We start from the raw sequence: 21,188 nt of genomic DNA on the forward strand, positions 1-21,188 counted from the left end.
CGTCACGAACGAAGGTCAGGTGCTCCGGAATACCACCGGTGGTGATGACGCGGACGTGGGCAGTGGCCTCGGTGGACGAGAGCACCGTGCACGGCACGTCGAAGCTGCCGAGGCGGATCGTAGCCGTTGGGTGGGCGGACGCGTGGATGAAGTGCTTGTTGGCCATGCTGCGTATGTCCTCCATGCGGGAGATACCAGCGTAGGGACCCGATGCTTAACCGTCTGTTGCAGCGCAGCAACGACGGCAGCAGTTGCGGTGGCGAGATCATGACCGCCCGCATCTGCCCAAACGGAACCCTGTGCTGCCGGCCAGCCTTCATGCGCTCCGCCGGCACCGTCCAGATAGCAGCGTCCAGATCGACCTCGCTTGCCCGCATGCCGCGAACCTCGCCGGAGCGAGCGGCCGTCAGGATGATGAGCTCCAGGGCCCGAGCGGAAGCGGCCACGCGGGTACGCAGGGCTGCGACAAACGCAGGAACCTCAGCGTAGCGCAGGGCAGGGTGGTGGCCTCGGGACAGCTTGCCGGGCTTCGGTAGCGTGTGCTCCAAATGCCCCCGCCAGCGCGCCGGATTCTCGCCCTGCCGGTGACCCTCGACCTTCGCTGCGTCGAGGACGCGCTCGATCCGGCCACGAAGCCGGCTCGCTGTCTCAGGTTTCTCGCGCCAGATCGGACGCAGCACGGCCAGAACGTCTGAAGTGCCGATCTCGGAGACCGGCTTCTCCCAGAGCCCCGCGGCATAGGTCATCAAACTGGTGCGCCATTGCTGGCGGTGCTTGGCGTTGCGCCAACCGCCGTCACGCTCGTCCATGAAGGCTTCGGCCACTTTGGCGAAGGTTGGCACGCTCGGTATGGGGGCCGGGTCGGGGGAGGGCGCGGCGGCCTGCCGAGCCTCGATAGGGTCCTCCCTCTGGGCCACCATCGTCCGGGCACGATTTGCCAATTCGCGGGCTTTCGCGAGCGAGATGGTGCGTAGCGACCCAAGTCCCATTTCGCGGCGCCGTCCGGCTAGGCGGTAGAGAAAAACCCAACGCTTTCCGCCGTTCTGGTCGATGACAAGGTAAAGCCCATCTCCGTCGGCGTGCCGGCCCGGCTCGGCGAGCGTCTGAACTGTCCGGGCCGACATTCGGTTGATCGCTCGCGCCATCTACCCCGCCAACTACCTTATAATCGTGGCGGACCACGTTGATTCGGCCTGGATCGATCCGCCTATATCAGTAAGCGCTGTCTGGGCGGCACCTTCCGGCAGTCGGTGTGAAGGCGACATACGGAGCGGAATGGGAGCTCCGTCACATGTCGATGTCAGGGCGTATGGCTATGTCGGAGCCGATCCGGCGCCTGGAGCTGTTCACCGGGGCCGGCCGGCGGCGCACGTGGTCTGATAAAGAAAAGGCCGCCATCGTCGCCGAGAGCGATGGGCAGGGCACCTCGATCAGCGCCGTGGCGCGCCGGCATGGATTGAGCGCCTCGCAGCTGTTCACGTGGCGACGCCTGATGCGTCAGGTTGGGAGACACGACGGCGAGCGCCCACTGCAGTTCGTGCCGGCCGTGATGAGTGTGGGACCACAGGAGCCGACGACTGCCGAGATGAGCCCCGGGGTGGGGGAGCGATGCGGCTGCCACGGCATCGAAGTCGAGATCGCAGGTGCCACGGTCCGCATCGCTCAGGACGCGAGCGCGGCTCAGATCGCCGCGGTGATCCGGGCGCTGAAGGCTCCCCTATGATCGGGCCCTCCGGCGCGGTGCGCGTGATGCTGGCCACACGGCCTGTGGACTTCCGCAAGGGCATGGACGGGCTGGCCGCTCTGGTCCGGGACGCAATGGGCGCGGACCCATTCTCCGGCACGGTCTACGTGTTCCGGTCAAAACGCGCTGATCGGGTGAAGCTCCTGGTCTGGGATGGAAGCGGGCTGGTCCTCGCGACCAAGCGTCTGGAGGCGGGTCAGTTCTGTTGGCCGAAGATCGAGGACGGCGTGATCCGGCTGAGTGCGGCGCAGCTCGCGGCGCTCGTCGAAGGCTTGGACTGGAAGCGCGTCCATGCAGCGCGTGCCGTGAGCGTGCCGGCGGTTGCCGGCTGAGCAAAAAGGCTGGCCAGCGGGCTTCATCGCAGTGGTAAGTCACTGGCGGATCTGCTCTCATCTGCTTCGTGGCCGCGCCTGCTTCGCCCTCGTCCGACGATCCCGAGACGCTCAAGGCGCTGCTCGCCGAGGAGCGCGCCGAGAACGAGCGGCTGCGCCAGATCATCCTGGCGATGCAGCGCCACCGCTTCGGCCGCCGCGCCGAGAGCCTGCCGGAGGATCAGCTCCTGCTCGGGCTGGAGGAGGCCGAGCAGGTCGAGGCCGCGGGCTTTGCCGCCGAGGAGAATGAACCGACCAAGCAGGAGGCGCGGAGGGCCAAGCGGCGCACGAAACGTGGGGCGCTGCCCGCCCACTTGCCGCGAGTCGAGCACGTGATCGATGTCGACAGCCTCGTCTGCCCGTGCTGCTCGGGTGCCCTGCATCGGATCGGCGAGGACGTATCCGAGCGCCTCGACGTGGTGCCGGTGCAGTTCCGGGTGCTGGTGATCCGCCGCCCACGCTACGCTTGCCGCGCCTGCGGGGACGCAATCGTGCAGGCACCCGCGCCGGCGCGGCTGATCGAGGGCGGCCTACCGACCGACGCTCTGGTCGCGCAGGTGCTCGTCTCCAAATACGCCGACCACCTGCCGCTGTATCGACAGGCGCAGATCTTCGCCCGCCAGGGCGTCAGCCTCGACCGCTCGACGCTGGCCGACTGGGTCGGGCGCGCCGCCTTCCTCCTCCGGCCCGTGCACGCGCGGCTCCTGGAGACGCTCAAACGCTCTGGCAAGCTGTTTGCCGACGAGACCACGGCACCGGTGCTCGATCCGGGCCGCGGCCGCACCAAGACCGGCCAGCTCTGGGCGTATGCGCGCGACGACCGGCCCTGGGGTGGGACGGATCCGCCCGGCGTCGCCTACGTGTACGCGCCCGACCGCACGGCTGGACGACCGATCGCGCATCTCTCCGGATTTGCAGGCGTGCTGCAGGTCGACGGCTACGCGGCCTACGAGAGCTTAGCCAAGGGCGGCGCAGTGCGGCTGGCCCACTGCTGGAGCCATGTGCGTCGGCAATTCTATGACCTTGCCGCGGCCTCGCCGATCGCCACAGAGGCGCTGTCGCGCATCTCCGTGCTCTACCGGATCGAGGCCGAGATCCGCGGGCGTCCGGCCGAGGAGCGACGGGCGGCCCGTCAGGAGCGAAGCCGGCCGGTGATCGAAGCGCTGGAGCCGTGGCTGCGGGAGAAGCTCGACCTCCTGAGCCGCAAGAGCAACCTCGCGGAGGCGATCCGCTACGCCCTGAGCCGCTGGGCGGGGCTGAGCCTGTTCCTCGCCGACGGGCGCGTCGAGATCGACTCCAACACCGTCGAGCGCGCGATCCGGCCGCTGGCTTTGAACCGGAAGAATGCCCTGTTTGCTGGTTCGGACCACGGGGGCGAGCACTGGGCGGTGATCGCCTCGCTGGTCGAGACCTGCAAGCTCGTCGGCGTCGAGCCGCAGGCTTACCTGGCCGACGTCATCACCCGCATCGTCGAGGGCCATCCGCAGCGGCACCTCGATGATCTGCTGCCCTGGGCTTACCAGCCAACGCCAGCCCTCAAAGCCGTGGCCTGAGGACAGCGCTTACCTATATCACACCGCAATGCATTGATAAATAACGGCTTTTCCCGGACGGTCTCGGACTTTTATGGACAGGCTTAGATTTGGGCTCAGTGGGCGCCGATAACCCGCCTGATCAGCCTCCGAAGGCCTCTCTGGTCGGCTGGCAGGCGGGTTGGGCGAGTATTTCTAGAATTTAGAAAATATTAAATCGCCTACATATTGTGCTCAGGCATTTTGCAGTATGTTTTCGATGATCTTTTGATCAATACAAGCCTGAAATAAAACCTTATGACCTGCGTCTGATGGATGAAGACCATCGATGTGATACGCTTTTCCACCAATGTAATGCCCACAATCATCAGAAAGGCACGCCATGTGATCAATAACCGAATACCCCATGCTATTTATCGACTCGTTGAGTCGTAGCATATCCTCATACTGTTTTCGACTATACGAATTGTTGCTGTAAGCCCCCCTCAAGACCACATAAATATTCATCTTTCTGCATAATTCGATGATTGCCGACAAATTGTCATAGTATGTATGGAGATTTTCATAATCCAAAATCGGATTTGTACAGACAACTGCTGCTTGAGAATGGCTGATTTCCGGTGTTTCTAAGATCCGCTGCCTTGCCCAGGTAGACCCCATTCCGGATTGAGAAAAATTCAATATACGTACGCTGCTCTCATATCGCTCAGCCAAAAGCCCAACCCAACTTGATCCTGGAGAACACCAGCCGGTTAACTGATCCGGATCACGAATGTAAGTTGAAGCCCCGACACCTGCTGCATTCGAGGATCCGATCACAGCGATAACGGTCATTTAATTCCTCAAATTCCAGCCTAAGATCCGCGAATATCAATTTTTTCTCAATGCAAAACCGCCCCACCTTGGCTTGACCATTCCGTGCCGGCCTCGATAATCATGCTCATACGTTGACAATTTTTGACGCAGTATGTCTTGCGTCTGGCGCTCGGCCGCTAGCTGAGCTGCCTGTTCGTCCCTCTGATGGATGAGCGCTGCCACTTCCCCGCGCAGGACTTCTTGTGTCTGGCGCTCGGCTATGAGCTGAGCTGTCTGTTCGTCCCGCTGATGAATGGCTGCTGCCAATCCACCGCGCAACGCTTCTTGAGTCTGGCGCTCGGCAGCCACCTGAGCTGATTGCTCATCACGTTGACGGGTGGCTTCTGCTAATTCCCCGCGCAGTACATCATGCGCGTGGCGCTCGGCAGCCAACTGAGCTGACTGCTCGTCACGTTGATGGATGGCTTCTGCTAATTCACCGCGCAGTACATCATGCGCGTGGCGCTCGGCAGCCAACTGAGCTGACTGCTCATCACGTTGATGGATGAGCGCGGCTAATTCCCCGCGCAAGACCTCTTGCGTCTGAAGCTCGGCAGCCAGCTGAGCTGCCTGTTCGTCTCGTTGATGGATGGCCGCTGCCAATTCACCACGCAAGGCTTCTTGCGTTCGGAGCTCGATGGCCAGCCGAGTCGTCTGCTCATCACGTTGCTGAATGGCCAGCGCCAATTCGCCACGCAAGGCTTCTTGCATCTGGCGCTCAGCGGCCAGCCAAGCTGATTGCTCGTCTCGCTGATGTATAACCGCCGCCAACTCACCGCGCAGCACATCCTGCTGTTGGCGCTCGGCAGCTAATAGAGCTGTCTGATCATCACGTTGATGAGCAGCCTGATCGCGCGACCTGAGAAGATCCTCGTATCGTTTAGCTCTATCGAGGGAATTTTTTATAAGGAACGATCCCGGATTGTTATTTTTGCCCAAAATTATAGAATTTGCATTCTCCACAAAAAGCGATACCGCTTCCGGAATATAGTGTGTGTATGTCGGCCCGCTCCAGTTAACAGCACTTCCGGTCAGAAGAGCTTTTCTCGAAACGCGATTTATTATGACACCACCATATCTCTCCGCGACAAATTTGTACATTCGAGCGAGAAAATCATTGACTTCTTCAACTAGGGCTCGATCCCCCCAGTAGAGCGGCTGTTCTGAAGCCAACCGATCTGTAAAATAAAGCTCATTCAGAATTACCATGTCAAATTTTTCAATTGCAAATTCGATGAATTTGTCAAAGCTTTCGCACAGAAGATCGAAATAAATAATATCTTTATAGCTTAGCCGTGGAAAATTTTTACCAAGATAATCGTTTACATGCGATTCCTCTAACGGCCCGTCCCACATGATGCCCTTAACACTCATGGGGTCAATTATGTATACCCCATTATTTAGATCAATAATTTTACACCAAATGTCTCTTGTGATATCAAAAAGCAGAATATTGGCGTCGCTTGATGAAATTTCCCTCCAATGAGTTTTGCGGAAATCATCTTGCCAGTATTTCCGTAAAATAGAAGGAAATACATCAGGCAGGTCTTCAAATCTCGAAGGCATGTCAGACATCGATGGAATAGTAGGACGTCTCCAGAGATGCCCACAGTGCTGAATTGCAATTGACTCGCAATATTTAGCGACGTCGTGCGTCACACATCCGCCAAGGGATAATACTTTCGCTTTATTTTTCGACGAATAATTTACCGAATTCGGCGAGGCGCTGATCTGGAATAACTGCGCGCTTGCTACGCTTTGTGCCATAATATAGCCGCTCGGCGAATACGGAGATCGCGCGCGGTTGGTAGCCGACGCGCGGCAGTTCACGCTTCCGTGAACTCGCCATGCAATAGCGGGCCCGCGGTTACATCACAACCTAAAGGCCCTTCGTTGGGAGCGATACTCATCCTGGAGTAGCCGTTTCGCAACAGCCTGCCGCGCCTGGACGAAATTTCCCCGCCAAGGCACCATCGACCCAACTCGCGCCGCCTTCTCACAAGCCCGCGCGAGAAGGTGCCTAACGTACCCGAACCCGATTGCGCAGCGCTGCCCTGACAGATGGTAGAGGAGTACCGGCCTTTCCCGTCATGCTGATCGATGACGAGGTGAAGCCCATCTGCATTGGCGTGGCGCACTGGTTCCGCGAGCTTCTGAACCGTCAGCGCCGGTCATCGAGTGATCGCGCGTGTTTTCTACCCCACCATTTACCCCACCAACCCCACCAAGATCGGAACAGATCACGCCGAACCGGCTTGGACCTATATTCCCATACCATTCGGCAAAATGCTGATTAAGAAGGGTTTTTCCCCGACGCTATTGGACCTTCATGGACCGGCCAGGATGGGGGTTCAGCTGACGCTCCCTCCCCCTCATGAATGCGGCAAAGTGCACTCTTCGCGAAACACCAAAACGCATCGCCGACGCAGGTAGGTCAACCGCACGGCGTGGACCTCAGGACACCCGGCAGCGGCCATCTCGGCTCGGTGGTCAACTTTGCGAGCTCCGAACAATGCGAGAGCACAGATCAGCGCATCACATCTGCGCGCACGCCCTCGATGAAGATATCACGGTAACCATTCGGACCCATGGTAATCGGGGGAAGCCGCGGAGCCGTCATGACCTGCCAACGACCGGCGATGCCCTGCCCCCTGACTGCGGGGCCTCGCGTCTTGGAGACGACGATCCTCGCCGCCCGGGTCGCGGCGCCGGCACTTTGGGATGCCGGCGCGCGATGGCTCGGGCCGTCGCGGCGCCGGAGCCCCGCCCGCTGACGATCCCGGCTGCTACTCGCCGCCTAGCACCGACTGCGTCCATCCCAAGAACCCAGCAGGGCTCGCCGCGGCGGGCCCACTCTCGTGCACGCCGCCCTCGGATCCCGTAGCGAGGTCGATTTTCCAGACCCAGACGGATTATCGCGCCGTGGCGCACGTCAACATCCCGACATGCCAAGGTTGGAAGCATTCTCAGGTTCGCCGCCCCCCCTCCGCGGGCGTGCCAGGCTACGTTCGAGCAGCACGGATCTCGAAATGATGCAGCGCACCGGCCAATATAATCTGGGCTCAGGCTCAGATTTTTTCGCTTGCATCACGTGCTTTTTCTGCCAAAAGCCCGAAGCTTATCTTTCAAATTGGAGTTAATACATGCGTATGCTCGCAATCGGCGCAGTTCTCGCCGTTGTCATGCCTCTCGCCGCGCAGGCCCAGGACGCCGGCGATGCCGCGGCGGGCGAGAAGGCGTTCGCCCCCTGCAAGGCGTGTCACAACTTCCAAAAGAACGGCGTGGGTCCGGACCTGAAGGGCGTCGTCGGCCGCAAGGCGGGCACCTACGAGGGCTACAACTACTCGGCCGCCCTGAAGAACTCTGGCATCACTTGGGACGAGGCCAACCTGCACGAGTGGCTGAAGAACCCGAAGGCGAAGGTGCCCGGCAACAAGATGATCTTCCAGGGCATCGCGGACGACAAGAAGATCAACGACCTCATCGCCTACCTGAAGACCCAGTCCTAATTCGGACAGATCTCGGACCAAGGATACGCGCGGCCTCCCGCCGCGCACCCGCCGCGATATACCCCGCCCGGCCCAGCCGAGCGGGTAATTTACCGTGACTCGAGGACGATCGACCAAAAATAGTCTTGATTCTTCTTCGCCAGAGCTTCCCATTCCGCAGAATAGTGTTACTCTAGGCGCAGTCGCTCGGCGTAACGCACCGGGCGTCCTCAACCTTCAGCCCCGCCGGCACCCGCCGCGCGGGGCTTTTTCGTGGCTCAGCGGCCGCTGCCGGACGAGAGGCTCGACCCGACACTGCCGGAGAGCTGGCTCGGCGTGCCCAGCTGGGTACCGTTCGGGTTGGTGTCCAGGCTGAGATCGGGGGACACGAGGCCGCCCGGCGCCGGGTTCGTCGACTGGGCCGGCTCGAAGGCCTGCCGGCCGCCGGCCAGCGGGATGATGACCCGCTCCTGCCGGATCGTGGTCTCGCAGAGACCCTGGCAGATCGGCACCGTCAGGTCGGTCTCCTGGCAGATCGCCTTCATCTCGCCCCGGATGCACGTGCAGCGGCAGAGCGCCGAGGCGGGGGCGGGCAGCGCCAGCAGGGCGGCGGCGAGCAGGAACAGGCGCATGGTGATCGACCTCATTGCCCGCGACAGGGCGATCGGGGCTCGGCGGGCCTCATAGCACGACGCGCCCCGGAGCCCGAGCGTGCCGGCGCTCCCGGGGGCCGCGCGTTCGGGCTCCGGGGTGTCGGAGGGGCCCGTCGCTCAGCCGGCCGTGACGCGGCGGTAGCTCGCCGCGAAGGCCTCGGCGGCCTCGCGCGTCAGGTCCGTCACCACCAGTCCGGCGGTGTAGACGGTCCACCGTCCGTTCTGGTCTTCCGTGATGCAGATTTCGGCCATCGGGCGCCTCCACTCCACGCCACAACAAAGCCGAGCGAACCTGACGAGTTCCTGAACCGCGCCGGGCGATCAGACCTCCGGCGCGCCGTCCTCCCGGAGGATGCGGACGGGCCGGAAGGCGCGCGCGGACACAGCGGCCTCGACCCAGGCGCGGGCCGCCGCGGCCGCGGGGTGATCCGCGAAGGCGGCCGGGCGCGGCGGCCATTCCGACCCGGACTGGACGACGTAGCCGCGCGTGCCGGCGGCACACGGGCCGACATAGCCGAAGACCTTGCCGGTCCCGTCGACGAGGTCGGTGCAGTGGACCGGCCCCTCAGTCCAGCGGAGAACAGGCATCGTCACGCCCCATGGTCTCGCCCCGTAAGCGGTCCCGGACCGCGCTCCGCGCGGGCCGAAGCGAGTCGACGCCGGCGCGGACCGCCCCTATACGCGCCCGGCGGCCGGATCGTCATCGGCGCCTTCCGAGCCCGCAGAGGGATCCGGCGTGGCTGACGGGGCGGCAGACGGCTCAGGGGAAGACCCGGCAGACCGCTCGGTGGTCAGCGTGGCGATCGTCGGCCTGGGCTATGTCGGGCTCCCGCTTGCCCTGGCGTTCGGCCGGGGACGGATCACGATCGGCTACGAGCGCGCCGCCGACAAGGTGGCCGCCTACCGGGCCGGGCACGACCCTGCTGGGGAGATCGACGCGGAGGCGTTCCGGGCCGCCGCGCACCTCGCGATCACCGACGACCCGACCGCGCTGGGCGCGGCGGACGTGATCGTCGTCACGGTTCCGACCCCGGTGGACGCGGCCCAGTGCCCCGATTTCGACCTGCTGATCCGGGCCTCGGACCTCGTCGGCCGGCACATGCGGCCGGGCGCGACCGTGGTGTTCGAATCCACGGTCTATCCCGGGGCCACCGAGGAGGTCTGCATCCCGGTCCTGGAGCGCGCCTCGGGCCTGCGCTGGAAGACGGATTTCTTCGTCGGCTACTCGCCCGAGCGGATCAACCCGGGCGATCGGGAGCACAGCCTCGCCCGGGTGGTGAAGATCGTCGCCGGCGACACCCCCGAGACCCTGGAGCGGCTCAAGGCCCTCTACGGGTCGATCATCGAGGCGGGGCTCCACGCCGCCTCGTCCATCCGGGTGGCCGAGGCCGCCAAGGTCATTGAGAACACCCAGCGCGACCTGAACATCGCGCTCATGAACGAGCTGTCGCTGATCTTCGACAAGCTCGACCTCGACACCCAGGAGGTCCTCGCGGCGGCGGGGACCAAGTGGAACTTCCTGCCGTTCCGCCCCGGGCTCGTGGGCGGCCACTGCATCGGCGTCGACCCGTACTACCTGACCCACAAGGCCGCGATGATCGGCTACCACCCACAGGTGATCCTGGCCGGGCGGCGGATCAACGACAGCATGGCGGCCCACGTCGCCCGCAGCACGGTGAAGCGGATCGTCCGGCGCGGCGGGACCGGGCGGGCGCGGGTCATCGTCCTCGGCCTGACCTTCAAGGAGAACTGCGCCGACCTGCGCAACTCGAAGGTCGCCGACCTCGTGCGGGAGCTGGAGGAATTCGGCTGCGCCGTGTCGGTCCACGATCCCCGCGCCGGCGCGGCGGAGGCCCGGGCCGAGTACGGCATCGCCCTTGTCGACTGGGCCGACTTGCCCACCGAGGCCGACGCGGCCGTGATTGCGGTCCCGCACCGCGACTACGCCCAACTCGGCCCGGAGGCGATCGCCGCCCGGGTGAAGCCAGGCGGCCTGATCGTGGACGTGAAGGCACTCTTCGAGAAGGCGCCGTTCGCGCGGCTGGGCTACGAGGTCTGGCGGCTGTGACGGTGGCTGTGACGGCGGCCGCGCCGAGGCCGCGACAGCGGCACGACGCGCGGCCAGAAACGCGGCACAGAACGCGGCGAGAAGCGCGACACGACCCGCGATCATCCGGACGACGAGGGAAGACGCCATGGACGAGACGGGCCACGAGAACCGGCCACCCGCGCCCAGCGACGCGGCAGCGCTCGCGGAGCGGCACGCCCGCTACCCCGACGCGCAGATCCGCACGATCCTGAACGGCACGCGCACGATCGCGCTGGTGGGCGCCTCGGCGAATCCGGCGCGCCCGAGCTGGATCGTCCTGAAATACCTGCTCGACCGGGGCTACGCGGTGATGCCGGTCAATCCCGGCCTCGCCGGCCAGGACCTGCTCGGGCGCCGGGTGGCCGCCTCCCTCCTCGAAGTCCAGGCCGGGCTGGGCGACCAGCCGATCGACATGGTCGAGATCTTCCGCAACTCCGCCGCCGCCGGGCCGCTGGTCGACGAGGCGCTGGCGCTGACGCCGCCGCCGAAGATGATCTGGATGCAGCTCGGCGTGCGCGACGACGGGGCCGCCGCCCGGGCCGAGGCGCGCGGACTGACGGTGATCATGAACCGCTGCCCCAAGATCGAGTACGGCCGGCTCTCCGGCGAGATCGGCTGGACCGGCGTGAACTCCCGGATCCTCAGCGCCCGGAAGCCGGTGCTGGCGGCCAGGGGCGTCCAGAAGCTGACCATCGCGGAGCGGGGTCGGCGCTCCGACGGCTAGTGGTACTCTGGTACCTCAACCGCCAACACGCTGAACAAAATAGCTTTTCCGAGATCTTAAACTTCCCTGTTGACCCAGCGTCCGGGGCCGTCTATGCACCCGGCACCGCCGCCGCGTGTGCCCCACGCGGCGGCTCGTTTTTCGGCACCCCGATGTCCGCGGATCCCGACGCGTCGGGGTCCGGTCCGTCGGAACCCCTGGGATTTGGCTATGAAGACCACCTCGCTGAAGCCCGCCGAGGTCGACAAGAAGTGGATCGTGATCGACGCGGAGGGCCTCGTCGTCGGCCGCCTCGCGTCGATCGTGGCGATGCGCCTGCGCGGCAAGCACAAGGCCGCCTACACGCCCCACGTCGATTGCGGCGACAACGTCATCGTCATCAACGCCGAGAAGGTGAAGTTCACCGGGCGTAAGTACAATCAGAAGAGTTATTTCTACCACACCGGCTATCCGGGCGGCATCAAGGAGCGGACTGCCAAGTTCATCCTCGAGGGCCGGTTCCCCGAGCGCGTGGTGGAGAAGGCCGTCGAGCGCATGCTGCCCCGCGGCCCGCTCTTCCGCCAGATCCTCGGCAATCTCCGCGTCTACAAGGGCACCGAGCACCCGCATGAGGCCCAGCAGCCGCAGGCGCTCGACGTCGGCGCCCTCAACCGCAAGAACGTGAGCGCTTGATCATGGCGACCCTGCAGTCCCTCGCCGACCTCAACCGGTCGAACACCGGCGCGGTCGACCCCGCCAACGAGGCCCCCGTCCACGTCCAGAAGCTGGACGCGCAGGGCCGCGCCTACGCCACCGGCAAGCGCAAGGACGCGGTCGCCCGCGTCTGGATCAAGCCCGGCAACGGCACGGTCACGATCAACAAGCGCCCGGTGGAGACCTACTTCGCCCGTCCGGTGCTGCGCATGATCCTGCGCCAGCCGCTGGAGATCGCCGGCCGCGTCGACCAGTACGACATCACCGTCACGGTGGCGGGCGGCGGCCTCTCCGGCCAGGCCGGCGCGGTGCGCCACGGCCTGTCGAAGGCCCTGACCTACTACGAGCCGGAGCTGCGCGCCCCGCTGAAGCGTGAGGGCTTCCTCACCCGCGACGCCCGCGTGGTCGAGCGCAAGAAGTACGGCCGCAAGAAGGCCCGCCGCAGCTTCCAGTTCTCCAAGCGTTAAGACACCCGGTCACACCGGTGTCACGGAGAGGGCGGCTCCTGCGGGGGCCGCCCTTTCGCGTTTTCAGGCCGCGGCACGGCCGTTGACAGGCTGTCGCACCGCGCGCACCTGATCCCCGGCCGCGGTGCCCGACTCGGGCGGCGAGGCACATTCGAGAGAGCGAGACGAGCGATGTCTGGCGCAGGCGCGACGAAGCCCACCGTGTTCATCGACGGCGAGGCCGGCACGACCGGTCTCGGCATCCGCGAGCGCCTGGAGCGCGACGGGCGGGTCGCCCTGCGCAGCATCGCGCCGGAGCACCGCAAGGATCCGGCGGCGAAGCGCGCCCTGCTCGCCGAGGTCGACCTCGTCGTGCTCTGCTTGCCGGACGAGGCCGCCAAGGAGACCGTGGCGCTGGCCGACAGCCTGCCCGGCGGCGGCCCCCGCGTCCTCGACGCCAGCACCGCCCACCGGGTCGCGGAGGGCTGGACCTACGGCTTCCCGGAGCTGACCCGGGAGCAGGGGGCGGCGGTGGCGCGCGCCCGGCGGGTCGCCAATCCCGGCTGCTACCCGACCGGCGGCGTCGCGCTCCTGCGGCCGCTGGTGGAGGGCGGCCTGATCCCGGCCGACCACCCGATCAGCGTCAACGCGGTCAGCGGCTACAGCGGCGGCGGCAAGAGCATGATCGAGGCCTACGAGCAGGGCACGGCGCCGCCGTTCCAGCTCTACGGTCTCGGCTTCGCCCACAAGCACCTGCCGGAGCTGCAGCGCTACAGCGGGCTCACCCGGCGGCCGATCTTCGTGCCGTCGGTGGGCAACTTCCGGCAGGGCATGCTGGTGAGCGTGCCGCTCCACCTCGAGACCCTGCCGGGCCGGCCCAGCGCCTCCGACCTCGAGGCGGCCCTGCGCGACTGGTACGCCGGGCAGCCCCTGGTGCAGGTCGTGCCGGGCGCCGCCACCGGCGCGCACCGCGAGAAGATCGAGCCGGAGGATCTCAACGACACCGACCGGCTGGAGCTGCGCGTGTTCGGCTCGGCCGAGCACGCGCAGGCGGTGCTGGTCGCGCGCCTCGACAATCTCGGCAAGGGCGCCTCCGGGGCGGCCGTGCAGAATCTGGGGCTGATGCTCGGGCTCGACGGCTAGCCCACGGGCGCCGGCGCCCGCCCGCGCACGCCCGGGTGACGGGACCCGGGCGCCCGCCTCGACAGAGTGGGGGTCGGGGCACGGGCCCCGGACCGCTCCCTTCGCACCGCGAGACGCGATGAACGGCGACCTGATCGATGCGGCGTTCGGCCGGCCCTGGCACCGCGCGGACGCCGCGGCCGGCGCAACCGATCACCCGGCCGGCTCACCGGGCTTCCAGGTCGATCTCGGCTTCCGCTGCCCGATCCGCCGCGTCGAAATCGCGGCCATCTCGGCTTCGCCGCCGCGCCTCGCCCTCTCCGACGACGGGCAGGCCTGGCGCGCGGCCGACCTCGACGCGGCCCGGAGCGGGCCCGCGACCCTGGTGCTCGCCACCGGGGAGGGCGCCTGGGCGCGCCACGTCCGCGTCACCCCGGACGGCCCCGCCGGAGGGGCGCCGCCGGAGGCGCGGGTGCTGTGCGACCGGGCGGATTTCGACCTCATCGCCCTGCGGCGCGTGCTCGACGTGTCCTTCGACATGGCCGACGAGCGGCCCGGCGCGAACGTTTACGTCTCCTACCGCCTCGTCGGCGCCGAGCGGCCGCGGTCCCGCGCCCTGGTCGGGCTCGCGCTCTACGAGTGCGGCGCCTTCGGCAACTGCCTGATCCAGCTGCTGCTCGCCATCGGCATCGCCCGCAACCTGAACCTGAAATACATCAAGCTCCCGGCCGCCGACCGGAGCGAGGTGATCGGCCTGACCGGCCCGCTGACCTGCGGCGGCCTCACCTTCATCCCCGGCTCGGAGCCGCTGCCGGAGGCGGGCGCCTTCCTGTCGGGGATGTATTTCGACCTCGGCATCCAGCAGCTCGCCGGCACCCTAGGCCCCGACGAGACACGGGACATCGTGCGGACCTGCATCCGGCCGCTGTTCAACCGTCTGCCGGCGGAGATCCCCGCCAAGCCCGACGACGAGCTGCTGATCCACATCCGCTCGGGGGACATCTTCAGCACCTGGGTGGCGCCGACCTACCCGCAGCCGCCGCTCGCCTTCTACCAGATGGTGATCCGGCGGCTCCTGGCGGAGGGCCGCATCACCCGGATCAAGATGGTGTTCGAGAACCGGCTCAATCCGGTGATCCCGGTGCTGGAAGCCTGGATCGCCGAGATCGGCGTGCCGCTGACGACCCAGAGCGGCACCCTCATCGACGACGTCGCGGCGCTGATGAACGGGCGCTACCTCGTCTTCGGGCTCGGCACGTTCGGGCCGGGGGTCTGCCAGCTCTCCGAGCACGTCGAGCAGGTCTTCTACTTCGCCTCCGGCTGGCCGCAGCATTTCAAGAGCATCCCGACCATCGGGCGGGTCGTGGAGGTGCTGGACGTCGCCGGCGGCTACACGAAGGTCGGCGAGTGGGACAACTCGCCCGAGCGCCGCGCGCTGATGCTCGAGTATCCGGCCGAGAAGCTCGCGTTCGACGACGCCTGAGCCCGCCTCCCGCCGGGGCCGCCTTGCCGAAGCCGGCAAAACCGGTGACAAGCCCTCGAGCCACCGCCGGAGGACAGACTTGGCCAGCGCTGACCCATCTCCGGAAGCCCTGCGCGTCAACGCCTTCGACATGCACCGGGCCGAGGTGCTGATGCGGCTGCGGCGCCGGCTCCGGCCGCGCCACACCACCCTGGTCAGCTTCGCCGCCAAGTACCACTACGTCGAGAGCCAGCGCCGGCTGGTGGCCTCGGCCGCCGCCACGGGCGATTTCGACACGATCGAGAGCTGGTCCCCCGATCGGCTGCGCGAGACGCCGTTCTACCGGGAGCACCGGGAGATCCTCGACCGGTCCCGGGGCGCCGGCAACTGGGCCTGGAAGCCCTACGTCATCGCCGAGGCGCTGGAGAAGCGCCGCGACGGCGACTTCGTCGTCTTCAGCGACACCGGCATGCAGGCGGTCGGCGACGACCCGCTGCCGCCGGTGGCGCCGCTGCTCACATGGCTCGATGGTTCGGAGCGCCGGGTCGCCGTGGGCGTGCTGCACGGCAAGCCGCAGCGGGCCTGGACCAAGCGCGACTGCTTCGTGCTGATGGACTGCGACGCGGCGCGCTACTGGGACGCCGACCAGATCCAGGCCTCCTGGATCGCCTTCATGGTGAGCCCCGCCACCCGCCGGCTCGTGGCCGAGTGGCTGCGCTACGCGGGCGATCAGCGGATCGTCACCGACATCCCGAACCAGATGGGCCTGCCGGATCTCGAGGGCTTTATCGACCACCGCTTCGATCAGAGCATCCTGTCGAACCTGATCTACAAGCTCGACCTGGAGATCCCGCCCCTGCGCCAGCCGTCCAAGCAGATCCGGACGCTGATCGACGAGCTGGAGATGGACACGCTGGTGGCGATGCGCCCCTCCGAGAACATCGCGCTGGGCAAGACCTGGACGGCGAGCTCCGCCTCGCCCTGGTCGGGCACCACCGGCACCTACGGCGAACGCACCACCGGCGACCCGTCGTTCTTCTTCCACACCGGGCTCGACCGGAACCCCTGGTTCGTCCTCGACCTCGGCGCGGTCGAGCGGGTCTCGGAGATCCGGATCTACAACCGCTGGGGGCAGCTCAGCGAGCGGGCGCAGCTGATGCGGGTCTGGCTGGGCGAGACCGAGGGCGACGACTACCGCCTCGTCTTCGACGCCGTGGACGCCCACTGCCATCCCGGCCTGCCCCTCCACCTCCGGTTCGACAACGCGCGGTTCCGCTACCTCAAGATCGATCTCGACGAGGAGCAGCACCTGCACCTCGACGGGATCGAGGTCTTCGCGGCGCGCTGACGCCGCCCCGGATCGCGACGGCATGAGCACGCCGATGCAGGACAAGCCGCTGTTCCCGTTCGGGCCGATCCTGTTCCTGGGCGATTCGGTGACGGCTGGATGGACGGCGCAGAACCCGCCTCTGTTCTCCGGACCGCAGGCCGTGGGCCGCGGCATCGCCGGCCAGTCGGTCCGGGACACGGCGCGCCGGCTTCGCTCGGAGATCGCCCTCTACGGCGCCAAGGGCCTGCACCTGCTCTGCGGCCGCGACGACATCCTCGACGGCGCGCGCACGCCAACGCTGGACGGCATCGTGGCCGATATCGCCGCGATGCTGCGGGACACGAGCGACCTGTACGTGCGGACCTGGGTCGGCTCGATCGCGCCGGTCGATCCGGCCGCGCCCGGAGCGGCCGGGCGGCCGGTCGCGCTGATCGGCGCGGTGAACGCGTGGCTGCGCGACCATGTGCAGGAATACGGGGCCCACTTCATCGACTACGATCCCGTCCTGGCCACGGAGACGGGCGCGCTGCGGCCCGACTACAGCGGCGACGGGACCGACCTCAACGCGGCCGGCCTCGCGGCGCTCGAGGCGGCGACGCTGGCGGCTCTGACGGTCCCGGATCTGGAGCCGATCTGGCCGCCGCCGGAGAGCGAGGACGCGGCGCGGCGGCGCAAGTTCCTGCACCATTTCGGCTACCTCGACTCGAACACGCGCTATCCGAGCCCGTTCATCCAGTTCGCCGGCAAGCCGGGGGCGAGCCATTACGGCGTCCCGTTCGACGCGGACGGCTTCCTGAACGCCGTCCCGATCGTCGCGCGCAAGCCGGAGGGCGAGACCCGGATCCTGGTCGTCGGCGACTCGACCACGATCGACGGCGGCGACATCGCCAACACCCTGCCGGGCCGCATCGAGCGGATCCTGCGGGCGGGCGGCCTCGACGGCGCGAAGGTCTACAATTTCGGGGTGATGTCGAGCTGCCTCACGCAGATGACCCACCTGATCTGGTCGCGCCTGGTGACCTACAGCCCCGACGCGATCCTCGTGCTCAGCGGCAGCACCGACCTGTTCCAGCCCTGGACCTACGATCCCCGGCCGGGCCACCCCTACAACGCCTTCATCACCCAGCGGCTCTACGACCACTTCTTCGACACGCACGATCCCCGCGCCCGCGAGGACGGCCTGTCCTACGAGGCGCTGATCACGCTGATCTACGAGGAGCTGAAGCGGCTGCGGGCCGAGGTGGGCTGGCAGAGCCCCGGCTGGGAGGACGCGATCGTCCACCATTACGAACTGGCGGCGCACCGGCTGACCAAGCTGTCCCACGACCACGGGGTGCCAATCGTCAGCGTCCTGCAACCGACGATCCTGCGCAAGCGCCACCTCACCGAGGTGGAGAGCAGCGTCGCCTCGGGGGCGTTCCTGGCCTATCTCGACCGTCAGTACGCCAAGCTGGAGGCATTCACCGCGCAGCTCGCGGCGCGGCGCCCGTACCGGCGCACCTTCACGGCCCTCGACCTCAGCGGCATCTTCCGCGACCGGGAGGAGGGGACGTTCTACGACATCGTCCACTACGACGATCCCGCCCGCGAGATCGTCGCGACCCGCTTGGCCGCCGAGATCCGCGGCGCCCTGGACCGGGCCCGCGCCCGCACGCCGCTGGCCCGGGTGCGCCACCTCCTCGGCGGTCGGCGGCGATAGGGCCGGCCCGAAGGACGCCGCCCCACGTGTCGCGACGCCCCGCCCGCGATCAGCCCCGCTCGGCCGCCCGCTTCACCCGGTGGGTGAAGATCACCGAGAGCCAGGGCACGACCTCGTGTTCGACCTCGATGGAGAGCAGCACTTCGAGGTGGAGCGCGTAGGGCAGGGTGAAGCGGAAGCCGCAGCGGGCCTCCTCCATCGTGGTCGGCATGTCGCCCAGCACCGCCGCGATCACGTCCGGCCGGTGGACGTCCGCGGGGATGCGCTGGACCTCGCCGTCGGCCTCCACGATCAGCGTCGCCTTGGCGCGGTTGGCCGAGACGACCCAGCCGGCCAGCACCACCTGCCCGTCCTGGATCTCGGCCCAGACCCGGTCCTGGGGGGCCTCCAGGTTCGCGCGGGCGAAGGAATCCGGCAGCTCGCCGTCGAGCTCGGCCACCGTGCAGCCGACCTCGTACTTCTCGAAGCCGCGCCCCTCGCCGAAGATGGCGGCGAAGTCCTTCTGGTACTGCGCGATCCGGGCGTTCTTGATGTCTTCCGGCAGGCCCGACCACTGGCCCTTCTCCTGGACCGTGTAGACCGAGAGCAGCTCCCGCAGGAACGCGATCCGGCCCTTGTCGGCGACGTAGAGGTTCATCAGCCAGTCGGCCGCCGAGGCGTTCACGTAATAGGCTTCCGGCACCCGGCGCAGGGCCTCGGCGCGGTAGAAGCAGCACGAGAAGTTCGCGGTGAGCGGCGAGTTGGCCAGGACCGGGAAGCTGATCGTGCCGGTCGGATAGCGGCCCTGCTCGTCGTGCGGGACGTAGGAGCCGGTCGCCGGGTAGTGGAGCAGCACCCAGTTGAAGCACATGTCCAGCTTGCGGTCGTTGCGCAGCATCCGCATCTGCATCGCGATCTTTCGGTCCGACAGCCAGTAATCGTCCGCCTCGCAGAAGGCGACGTACCGGCCCGTGCAGGCGGCGAGGCAGTCCTGCATGTTGCGCAGCATGCCGAGATTGTGCGGCCGGGGCCGCACCGCGATCCGCTCCGGGTCGCGCGCCCGGTAGCGCTCGACGATCTCCGCGGTGCCGTCGGTGGACTTGTCGTCGCCGATCACGACCTGCAGCCGGAACAGCCCGCGCTGGCCCAGCACCGCGTCGAGGCAGCGGCCGATATCGGCGGCGTGGTTGTAGGCCGTGACGATGACGCTGACCGTGAGCTGCTCCATGAGCCACGCGCGCAGGGCGTCGGGGTCGCCGGTGAGCACCTCGGGGGCGTCGAGGCCCATATCGTGCAGGGCCGTCCGGGCGATGTCGGGATTGGCGTCGATCAGGCGCCCGAGGCTCGGCACGTCCTCCTCGTCGAGATAGGCCTCGGCCAGGCGCCGGAAGATCGATTTCTGCGCGGCCTCGTAGCCCGCCGCGTAGCGGCCGCCGAAATGGCCGCGCAGCTTGCGGAAGAACGCGATCTCGGAGTTGCCGAGCTTCTTGTGGCGGGCGAGCTCGGTGGCGTAGGTCGCCCACATCCCGGCGGCGTGCTTGCGGTAGACCGCCATCACCTCCGACAGGAAGCCGACGCGCCCGACCTCGGCGTGCATCAGGTGGACGTACCAGTCGCCGGGGGCGATGCCCTCGTCGAACACGAACGCCTCCTCGCCGTGGTAGCGCCAGCGGTAGAGCACGCTGTTGGTCTGGACGAAGTTGTGCGCCACGAGGTCGGACAGCGACGGCTGCGGGCTGCACTGCTTCGGGTACAGCTCGTCGACCCCCGGCATGTCCTCGTAGACGACGCGCACCCGGTGGAAGCAGAGGGTGAATTCCGGGCGCGCCCGCAGGAAATCGACTTGCCGCTGGAGCTTGCGCGGGTCGGTCCAGTAATCGTCGCCCTCGCAGATCGCCACGAACTCGCCGCGGGCGCGCGCCGTGAGGTCGGCGAAGTTCCGGTTCGGCCCGAGATTCTCGCTGCGCAGGACCGCCACGAGGTTGGGGTGGCGCGCGGCGTACTCGGCGATGATCTCGGCGGTCCCGTCCGTGGAGCGGTCGTCGCCGACCAGCAGCTCGAAGGGGAAATCCGTGGCCTGGCCGAGGATGCTCTCCAGCGTCTGCCGGATGAAGGCCGCCTGATTGTAGCTGATGCACAGGACCGAGACGACCGGCCGGTTCCAGGCCGGCGCGGGCTGGGTCTCGGCGCGCGCCCGAATCCAGGCCGCGAAGGGATTGACGAAGCTGCCGTCGAAGGTCTCGTCTGGCGGCGCGCTGAAGTCGGCACGGGGCCGTCGCCCAAGCCGGGCGCCGTACTTCACGTAGTGCTCGAGGGGCGACAAATCGGTCAGGCCGACATCGGGATAGCGCGATGCGTACCCAATATGGTCGAACAGTCCGCTGGCGTAGATGGTGGCGAAGTCGTCCTGCCACGGCTCGAGCGCGGGTGCGATCTCTCCTGCACCGTCCTGCATCGATCAGATCCCTTGAACGTGCGCCAGCGAGCAGCTTCCCCAGACTCCCCTCAGAGGGTGCTGGGGAGGCGCCCTTCCTCGGAGCCGTGATTGTAGTAGTGGTGCGTCGGATCGGCCCCGGCATTCGCGACGTCGTCGTTACACGCGAGGTAGAACTGGCGGTCGAACAGACCGGACGTTTCCAGCCAGCCGAGCATCGTCGCCTCGGGCACGACAGGGGCGCGATCGGGGGAAGCCGAAGCGGCCTCTCGATAGAGTTGCGCGAACCGGGCGATCCGAGCCGCAACCTCCTTGGCGGCAGGCCTGCGCACCGAGGAGGCGACGACGCTCGATTGCTCGCCGGGGCGGCGGCGTTGCAGATCGGCTTCAGCCAACCGTACCAAGCGGGCGAGTTCGCCCTGCGCCTCTTTGAGCCGTGCCTGAGTCTCGGCGAGCTCGGCCCGCAGCGCTTCCACGTCCTCGCTCAAGGTCGGCTCCGTCTCAGTTGCGGGACCCAACTGGTCACGGGCAAGTAGCCGTCAGCGGGATCGGCATGAGGCCGGCGCG

General features: G+C 66.9%; 20 protein-coding genes. 12 read left to right on the top strand and 8 right to left on the bottom strand.

The window, feature by feature from the left end; translation table 11 throughout:
- Positions 1-2 precede the first annotated feature (2 nt).
- Entirely contained in the window at positions 3-1,145 is a 1,143-nt protein-coding gene (locus J3A75_RS09800) for a tyrosine-type recombinase/integrase (RefSeq protein ID WP_209650094.1), read from the bottom strand.
- Between the two features lie 170 nt (positions 1,146-1,315).
- On the opposite strand from J3A75_RS09800, the gene tnpA reads away from it, so the two are divergent.
- From tnpA to tnpC, 3 genes are all read left to right on the top strand, one after another.
- Positions 1,316-1,723: an IS66-like element accessory protein TnpA gene (gene tnpA / locus J3A75_RS09805; protein ID WP_209650095.1), complete on the top strand. Its 408-nt coding sequence runs from the start codon at positions 1,316-1,318 to the stop codon at positions 1,721-1,723.
- Entirely contained in the window at positions 1,720-2,076 is a 357-nt protein-coding gene (gene tnpB / locus J3A75_RS09810) for an IS66 family insertion sequence element accessory protein TnpB (RefSeq protein WP_043072964.1), read from the top strand. The genes tnpA and tnpB overlap by 4 nt, the downstream gene beginning before the upstream one ends.
- A 68-nt stretch (positions 2,077-2,144) precedes the next feature.
- Positions 2,145-3,668 carry an IS66 family transposase gene (gene tnpC / locus J3A75_RS09815; RefSeq protein WP_209650096.1) on the top strand — a complete coding sequence of 508 codons (1,524 nt, stop codon included), beginning with the start codon at positions 2,145-2,147 and terminating at the stop codon, positions 3,666-3,668.
- Positions 3,669-3,881: 213 nt separating this feature from the next.
- Here tnpC and J3A75_RS09820 read toward each other — a convergent pair whose 3' ends face one another.
- Both J3A75_RS09820 and J3A75_RS09825 read right to left on the bottom strand, forming a co-directional pair.
- Positions 3,882-4,481, bottom strand: a complete 600-nt coding sequence (locus J3A75_RS09820; protein WP_209650097.1) for an SGNH/GDSL hydrolase family protein — start codon at positions 4,479-4,481, stop codon at positions 3,882-3,884.
- Between the two features lie 36 nt (positions 4,482-4,517).
- A complete protein-coding gene (locus J3A75_RS09825) occupies positions 4,518-6,269 on the bottom strand; it encodes a DUF6270 domain-containing protein (protein WP_209650098.1) in 1,752 nt (583 codons plus the stop codon).
- A gap of 1,376 nt (positions 6,270-7,645) precedes the next feature.
- On the opposite strand from J3A75_RS09825, the gene J3A75_RS09830 reads away from it, so the two are divergent.
- Positions 7,646-8,011, top strand: coding sequence for a cytochrome c family protein (locus tag J3A75_RS09830; RefSeq protein WP_209650099.1), 366 nt, complete (start codon positions 7,646-7,648; stop codon positions 8,009-8,011).
- A 257-nt stretch (positions 8,012-8,268) separates the two neighbouring features.
- Here the strand turns inward: J3A75_RS09830 and J3A75_RS09835 are convergent, their stop codons facing one another.
- From J3A75_RS09835 to J3A75_RS09840, 3 genes are all read right to left on the bottom strand, one after another.
- Entirely contained in the window at positions 8,269-8,622 is a 354-nt protein-coding gene (locus J3A75_RS09835) for a hypothetical protein (protein ID WP_234741492.1), read from the bottom strand.
- Positions 8,623-8,760: 138 nt separating this feature from the next.
- Entirely contained in the window at positions 8,761-8,895 is a 135-nt protein-coding gene (locus J3A75_RS37005) for a hypothetical protein (protein WP_020096204.1), read from the bottom strand.
- A 69-nt stretch (positions 8,896-8,964) separates the two neighbouring features.
- Positions 8,965-9,231 carry a hypothetical protein gene (locus J3A75_RS09840; RefSeq protein WP_209650917.1) on the bottom strand — a complete coding sequence of 89 codons (267 nt, stop codon included), beginning with the start codon at positions 9,229-9,231 and terminating at the stop codon, positions 8,965-8,967.
- Between the two features lie 208 nt (positions 9,232-9,439).
- On the opposite strand from J3A75_RS09840, the gene J3A75_RS09845 reads away from it, so the two are divergent.
- From J3A75_RS09845 to J3A75_RS09880, 8 genes are all read left to right on the top strand, one after another.
- Complete coding sequence (locus J3A75_RS09845) at positions 9,440-10,711, top strand: nucleotide sugar dehydrogenase (RefSeq protein ID WP_312892340.1); 1,272 nt, start codon at positions 9,440-9,442, stop codon at positions 10,709-10,711.
- A gap of 127 nt (positions 10,712-10,838) precedes the next feature.
- Positions 10,839-11,456, top strand: coding sequence for a CoA-binding protein (locus J3A75_RS09850; protein WP_209650101.1), 618 nt, complete (start codon positions 10,839-10,841; stop codon positions 11,454-11,456).
- Positions 11,457-11,666: 210 nt separating this feature from the next.
- Entirely contained in the window at positions 11,667-12,128 is a 462-nt protein-coding gene (gene rplM, locus J3A75_RS09855; RefSeq protein ID WP_012318175.1) for a 50S ribosomal protein L13, read from the top strand.
- A gap of 2 nt (positions 12,129-12,130) precedes the next feature.
- A complete protein-coding gene (gene rpsI / locus J3A75_RS09860; protein ID WP_012318176.1) occupies positions 12,131-12,616 on the top strand; it encodes a 30S ribosomal protein S9 in 486 nt (161 codons plus the stop codon).
- A 171-nt stretch (positions 12,617-12,787) separates the two neighbouring features.
- Positions 12,788-13,738: an N-acetyl-gamma-glutamyl-phosphate reductase gene (gene argC / locus J3A75_RS09865; RefSeq protein WP_209650102.1), complete on the top strand. Its 951-nt coding sequence runs from the start codon at positions 12,788-12,790 to the stop codon at positions 13,736-13,738.
- Between the two features lie 118 nt (positions 13,739-13,856).
- Complete coding sequence (locus tag J3A75_RS09870; RefSeq protein ID WP_209650103.1) at positions 13,857-15,200, top strand: coagulation factor 5 8 type domain-containing protein; 1,344 nt, start codon at positions 13,857-13,859, stop codon at positions 15,198-15,200.
- A gap of 79 nt (positions 15,201-15,279) precedes the next feature.
- Positions 15,280-16,527: a hypothetical protein gene (locus J3A75_RS09875; protein WP_209650104.1), complete on the top strand. Its 1,248-nt coding sequence runs from the start codon at positions 15,280-15,282 to the stop codon at positions 16,525-16,527.
- A 22-nt stretch (positions 16,528-16,549) separates the two neighbouring features.
- Positions 16,550-18,208, top strand: a complete 1,659-nt coding sequence (locus J3A75_RS09880; RefSeq protein WP_209650105.1) for a GDSL-type esterase/lipase family protein — start codon at positions 16,550-16,552, stop codon at positions 18,206-18,208.
- 49 nt (positions 18,209-18,257) lie between these two features.
- On the opposite strand, the gene J3A75_RS09885 is transcribed toward J3A75_RS09880, so the two are convergent.
- Together J3A75_RS09885 and J3A75_RS09890 are read right to left on the bottom strand one after the other, a co-directional pair.
- Positions 18,258-20,642 (bottom strand): glycosyltransferase, encoded by a 2,385-nt coding sequence (locus J3A75_RS09885; RefSeq protein WP_209650106.1) that lies wholly within the window; start codon positions 20,640-20,642, stop codon positions 18,258-18,260.
- Between the two features lie 50 nt (positions 20,643-20,692).
- Positions 20,693-21,109, bottom strand: a complete 417-nt coding sequence (locus J3A75_RS09890; RefSeq protein ID WP_209650107.1) for a hypothetical protein — start codon at positions 21,107-21,109, stop codon at positions 20,693-20,695.
- Positions 21,110-21,188: the final 79 nt, after the last annotated feature.

Origin of the sequence: Methylobacterium sp. PvP105 (assembly GCF_017876975.1) — a bacterium.
In the GTDB taxonomy this organism is placed as follows: domain Bacteria; phylum Pseudomonadota; class Alphaproteobacteria; order Rhizobiales; family Beijerinckiaceae; genus Methylobacterium; species Methylobacterium radiotolerans.

Excerpts from the sequence above, each read along its gene's own strand:
- J3A75_RS09800 (WP_209650094.1), bottom strand. The coding sequence starts at position 1,145 with ATGGCGCGAGCGATCAACCGAATGTCGGCCCGGACAGTTCAGACGCTC.
- tnpA (WP_209650095.1), top strand. The coding sequence starts at position 1,316 with ATGTCGGAGCCGATCCGGCGCCTGGAGCTGTTCACCGGGGCCGGCCGG.
- tnpB (WP_043072964.1), top strand. The coding sequence starts at position 1,720 with ATGATCGGGCCCTCCGGCGCGGTGCGCGTGATGCTGGCCACACGGCCT.
- J3A75_RS09820 (WP_209650097.1), bottom strand. The coding sequence starts at position 4,481 with ATGACCGTTATCGCTGTGATCGGATCCTCGAATGCAGCAGGTGTCGGG.
- J3A75_RS09825 (WP_209650098.1), bottom strand. The coding sequence starts at position 6,269 with ATGGCACAAAGCGTAGCAAGCGCGCAGTTATTCCAGATCAGCGCCTCG.
- J3A75_RS09830 (WP_209650099.1), top strand. The coding sequence starts at position 7,646 with ATGCGTATGCTCGCAATCGGCGCAGTTCTCGCCGTTGTCATGCCTCTC.
- J3A75_RS09835 (WP_234741492.1), bottom strand. The coding sequence starts at position 8,622 with ATGCGCCTGTTCCTGCTCGCCGCCGCCCTGCTGGCGCTGCCCGCCCCC.
- J3A75_RS37005 (WP_020096204.1), bottom strand. The coding sequence starts at position 8,895 with ATGGCCGAAATCTGCATCACGGAAGACCAGAACGGACGGTGGACCGTC.
- J3A75_RS09840 (WP_209650917.1), bottom strand. The coding sequence starts at position 9,231 with ATGCCTGTTCTCCGCTGGACTGAGGGGCCGGTCCACTGCACCGACCTC.
- J3A75_RS09850 (WP_209650101.1), top strand. The coding sequence starts at position 10,839 with ATGGACGAGACGGGCCACGAGAACCGGCCACCCGCGCCCAGCGACGCG.
- rplM (WP_012318175.1), top strand. The coding sequence starts at position 11,667 with ATGAAGACCACCTCGCTGAAGCCCGCCGAGGTCGACAAGAAGTGGATC.
- rpsI (WP_012318176.1), top strand. The coding sequence starts at position 12,131 with ATGGCGACCCTGCAGTCCCTCGCCGACCTCAACCGGTCGAACACCGGC.
- argC (WP_209650102.1), top strand. The coding sequence starts at position 12,788 with ATGTCTGGCGCAGGCGCGACGAAGCCCACCGTGTTCATCGACGGCGAG.
- J3A75_RS09870 (WP_209650103.1), top strand. The coding sequence starts at position 13,857 with ATGAACGGCGACCTGATCGATGCGGCGTTCGGCCGGCCCTGGCACCGC.
- J3A75_RS09880 (WP_209650105.1), top strand. The coding sequence starts at position 16,550 with ATGAGCACGCCGATGCAGGACAAGCCGCTGTTCCCGTTCGGGCCGATC.
- J3A75_RS09885 (WP_209650106.1), bottom strand. The coding sequence starts at position 20,642 with ATGCAGGACGGTGCAGGAGAGATCGCACCCGCGCTCGAGCCGTGGCAG.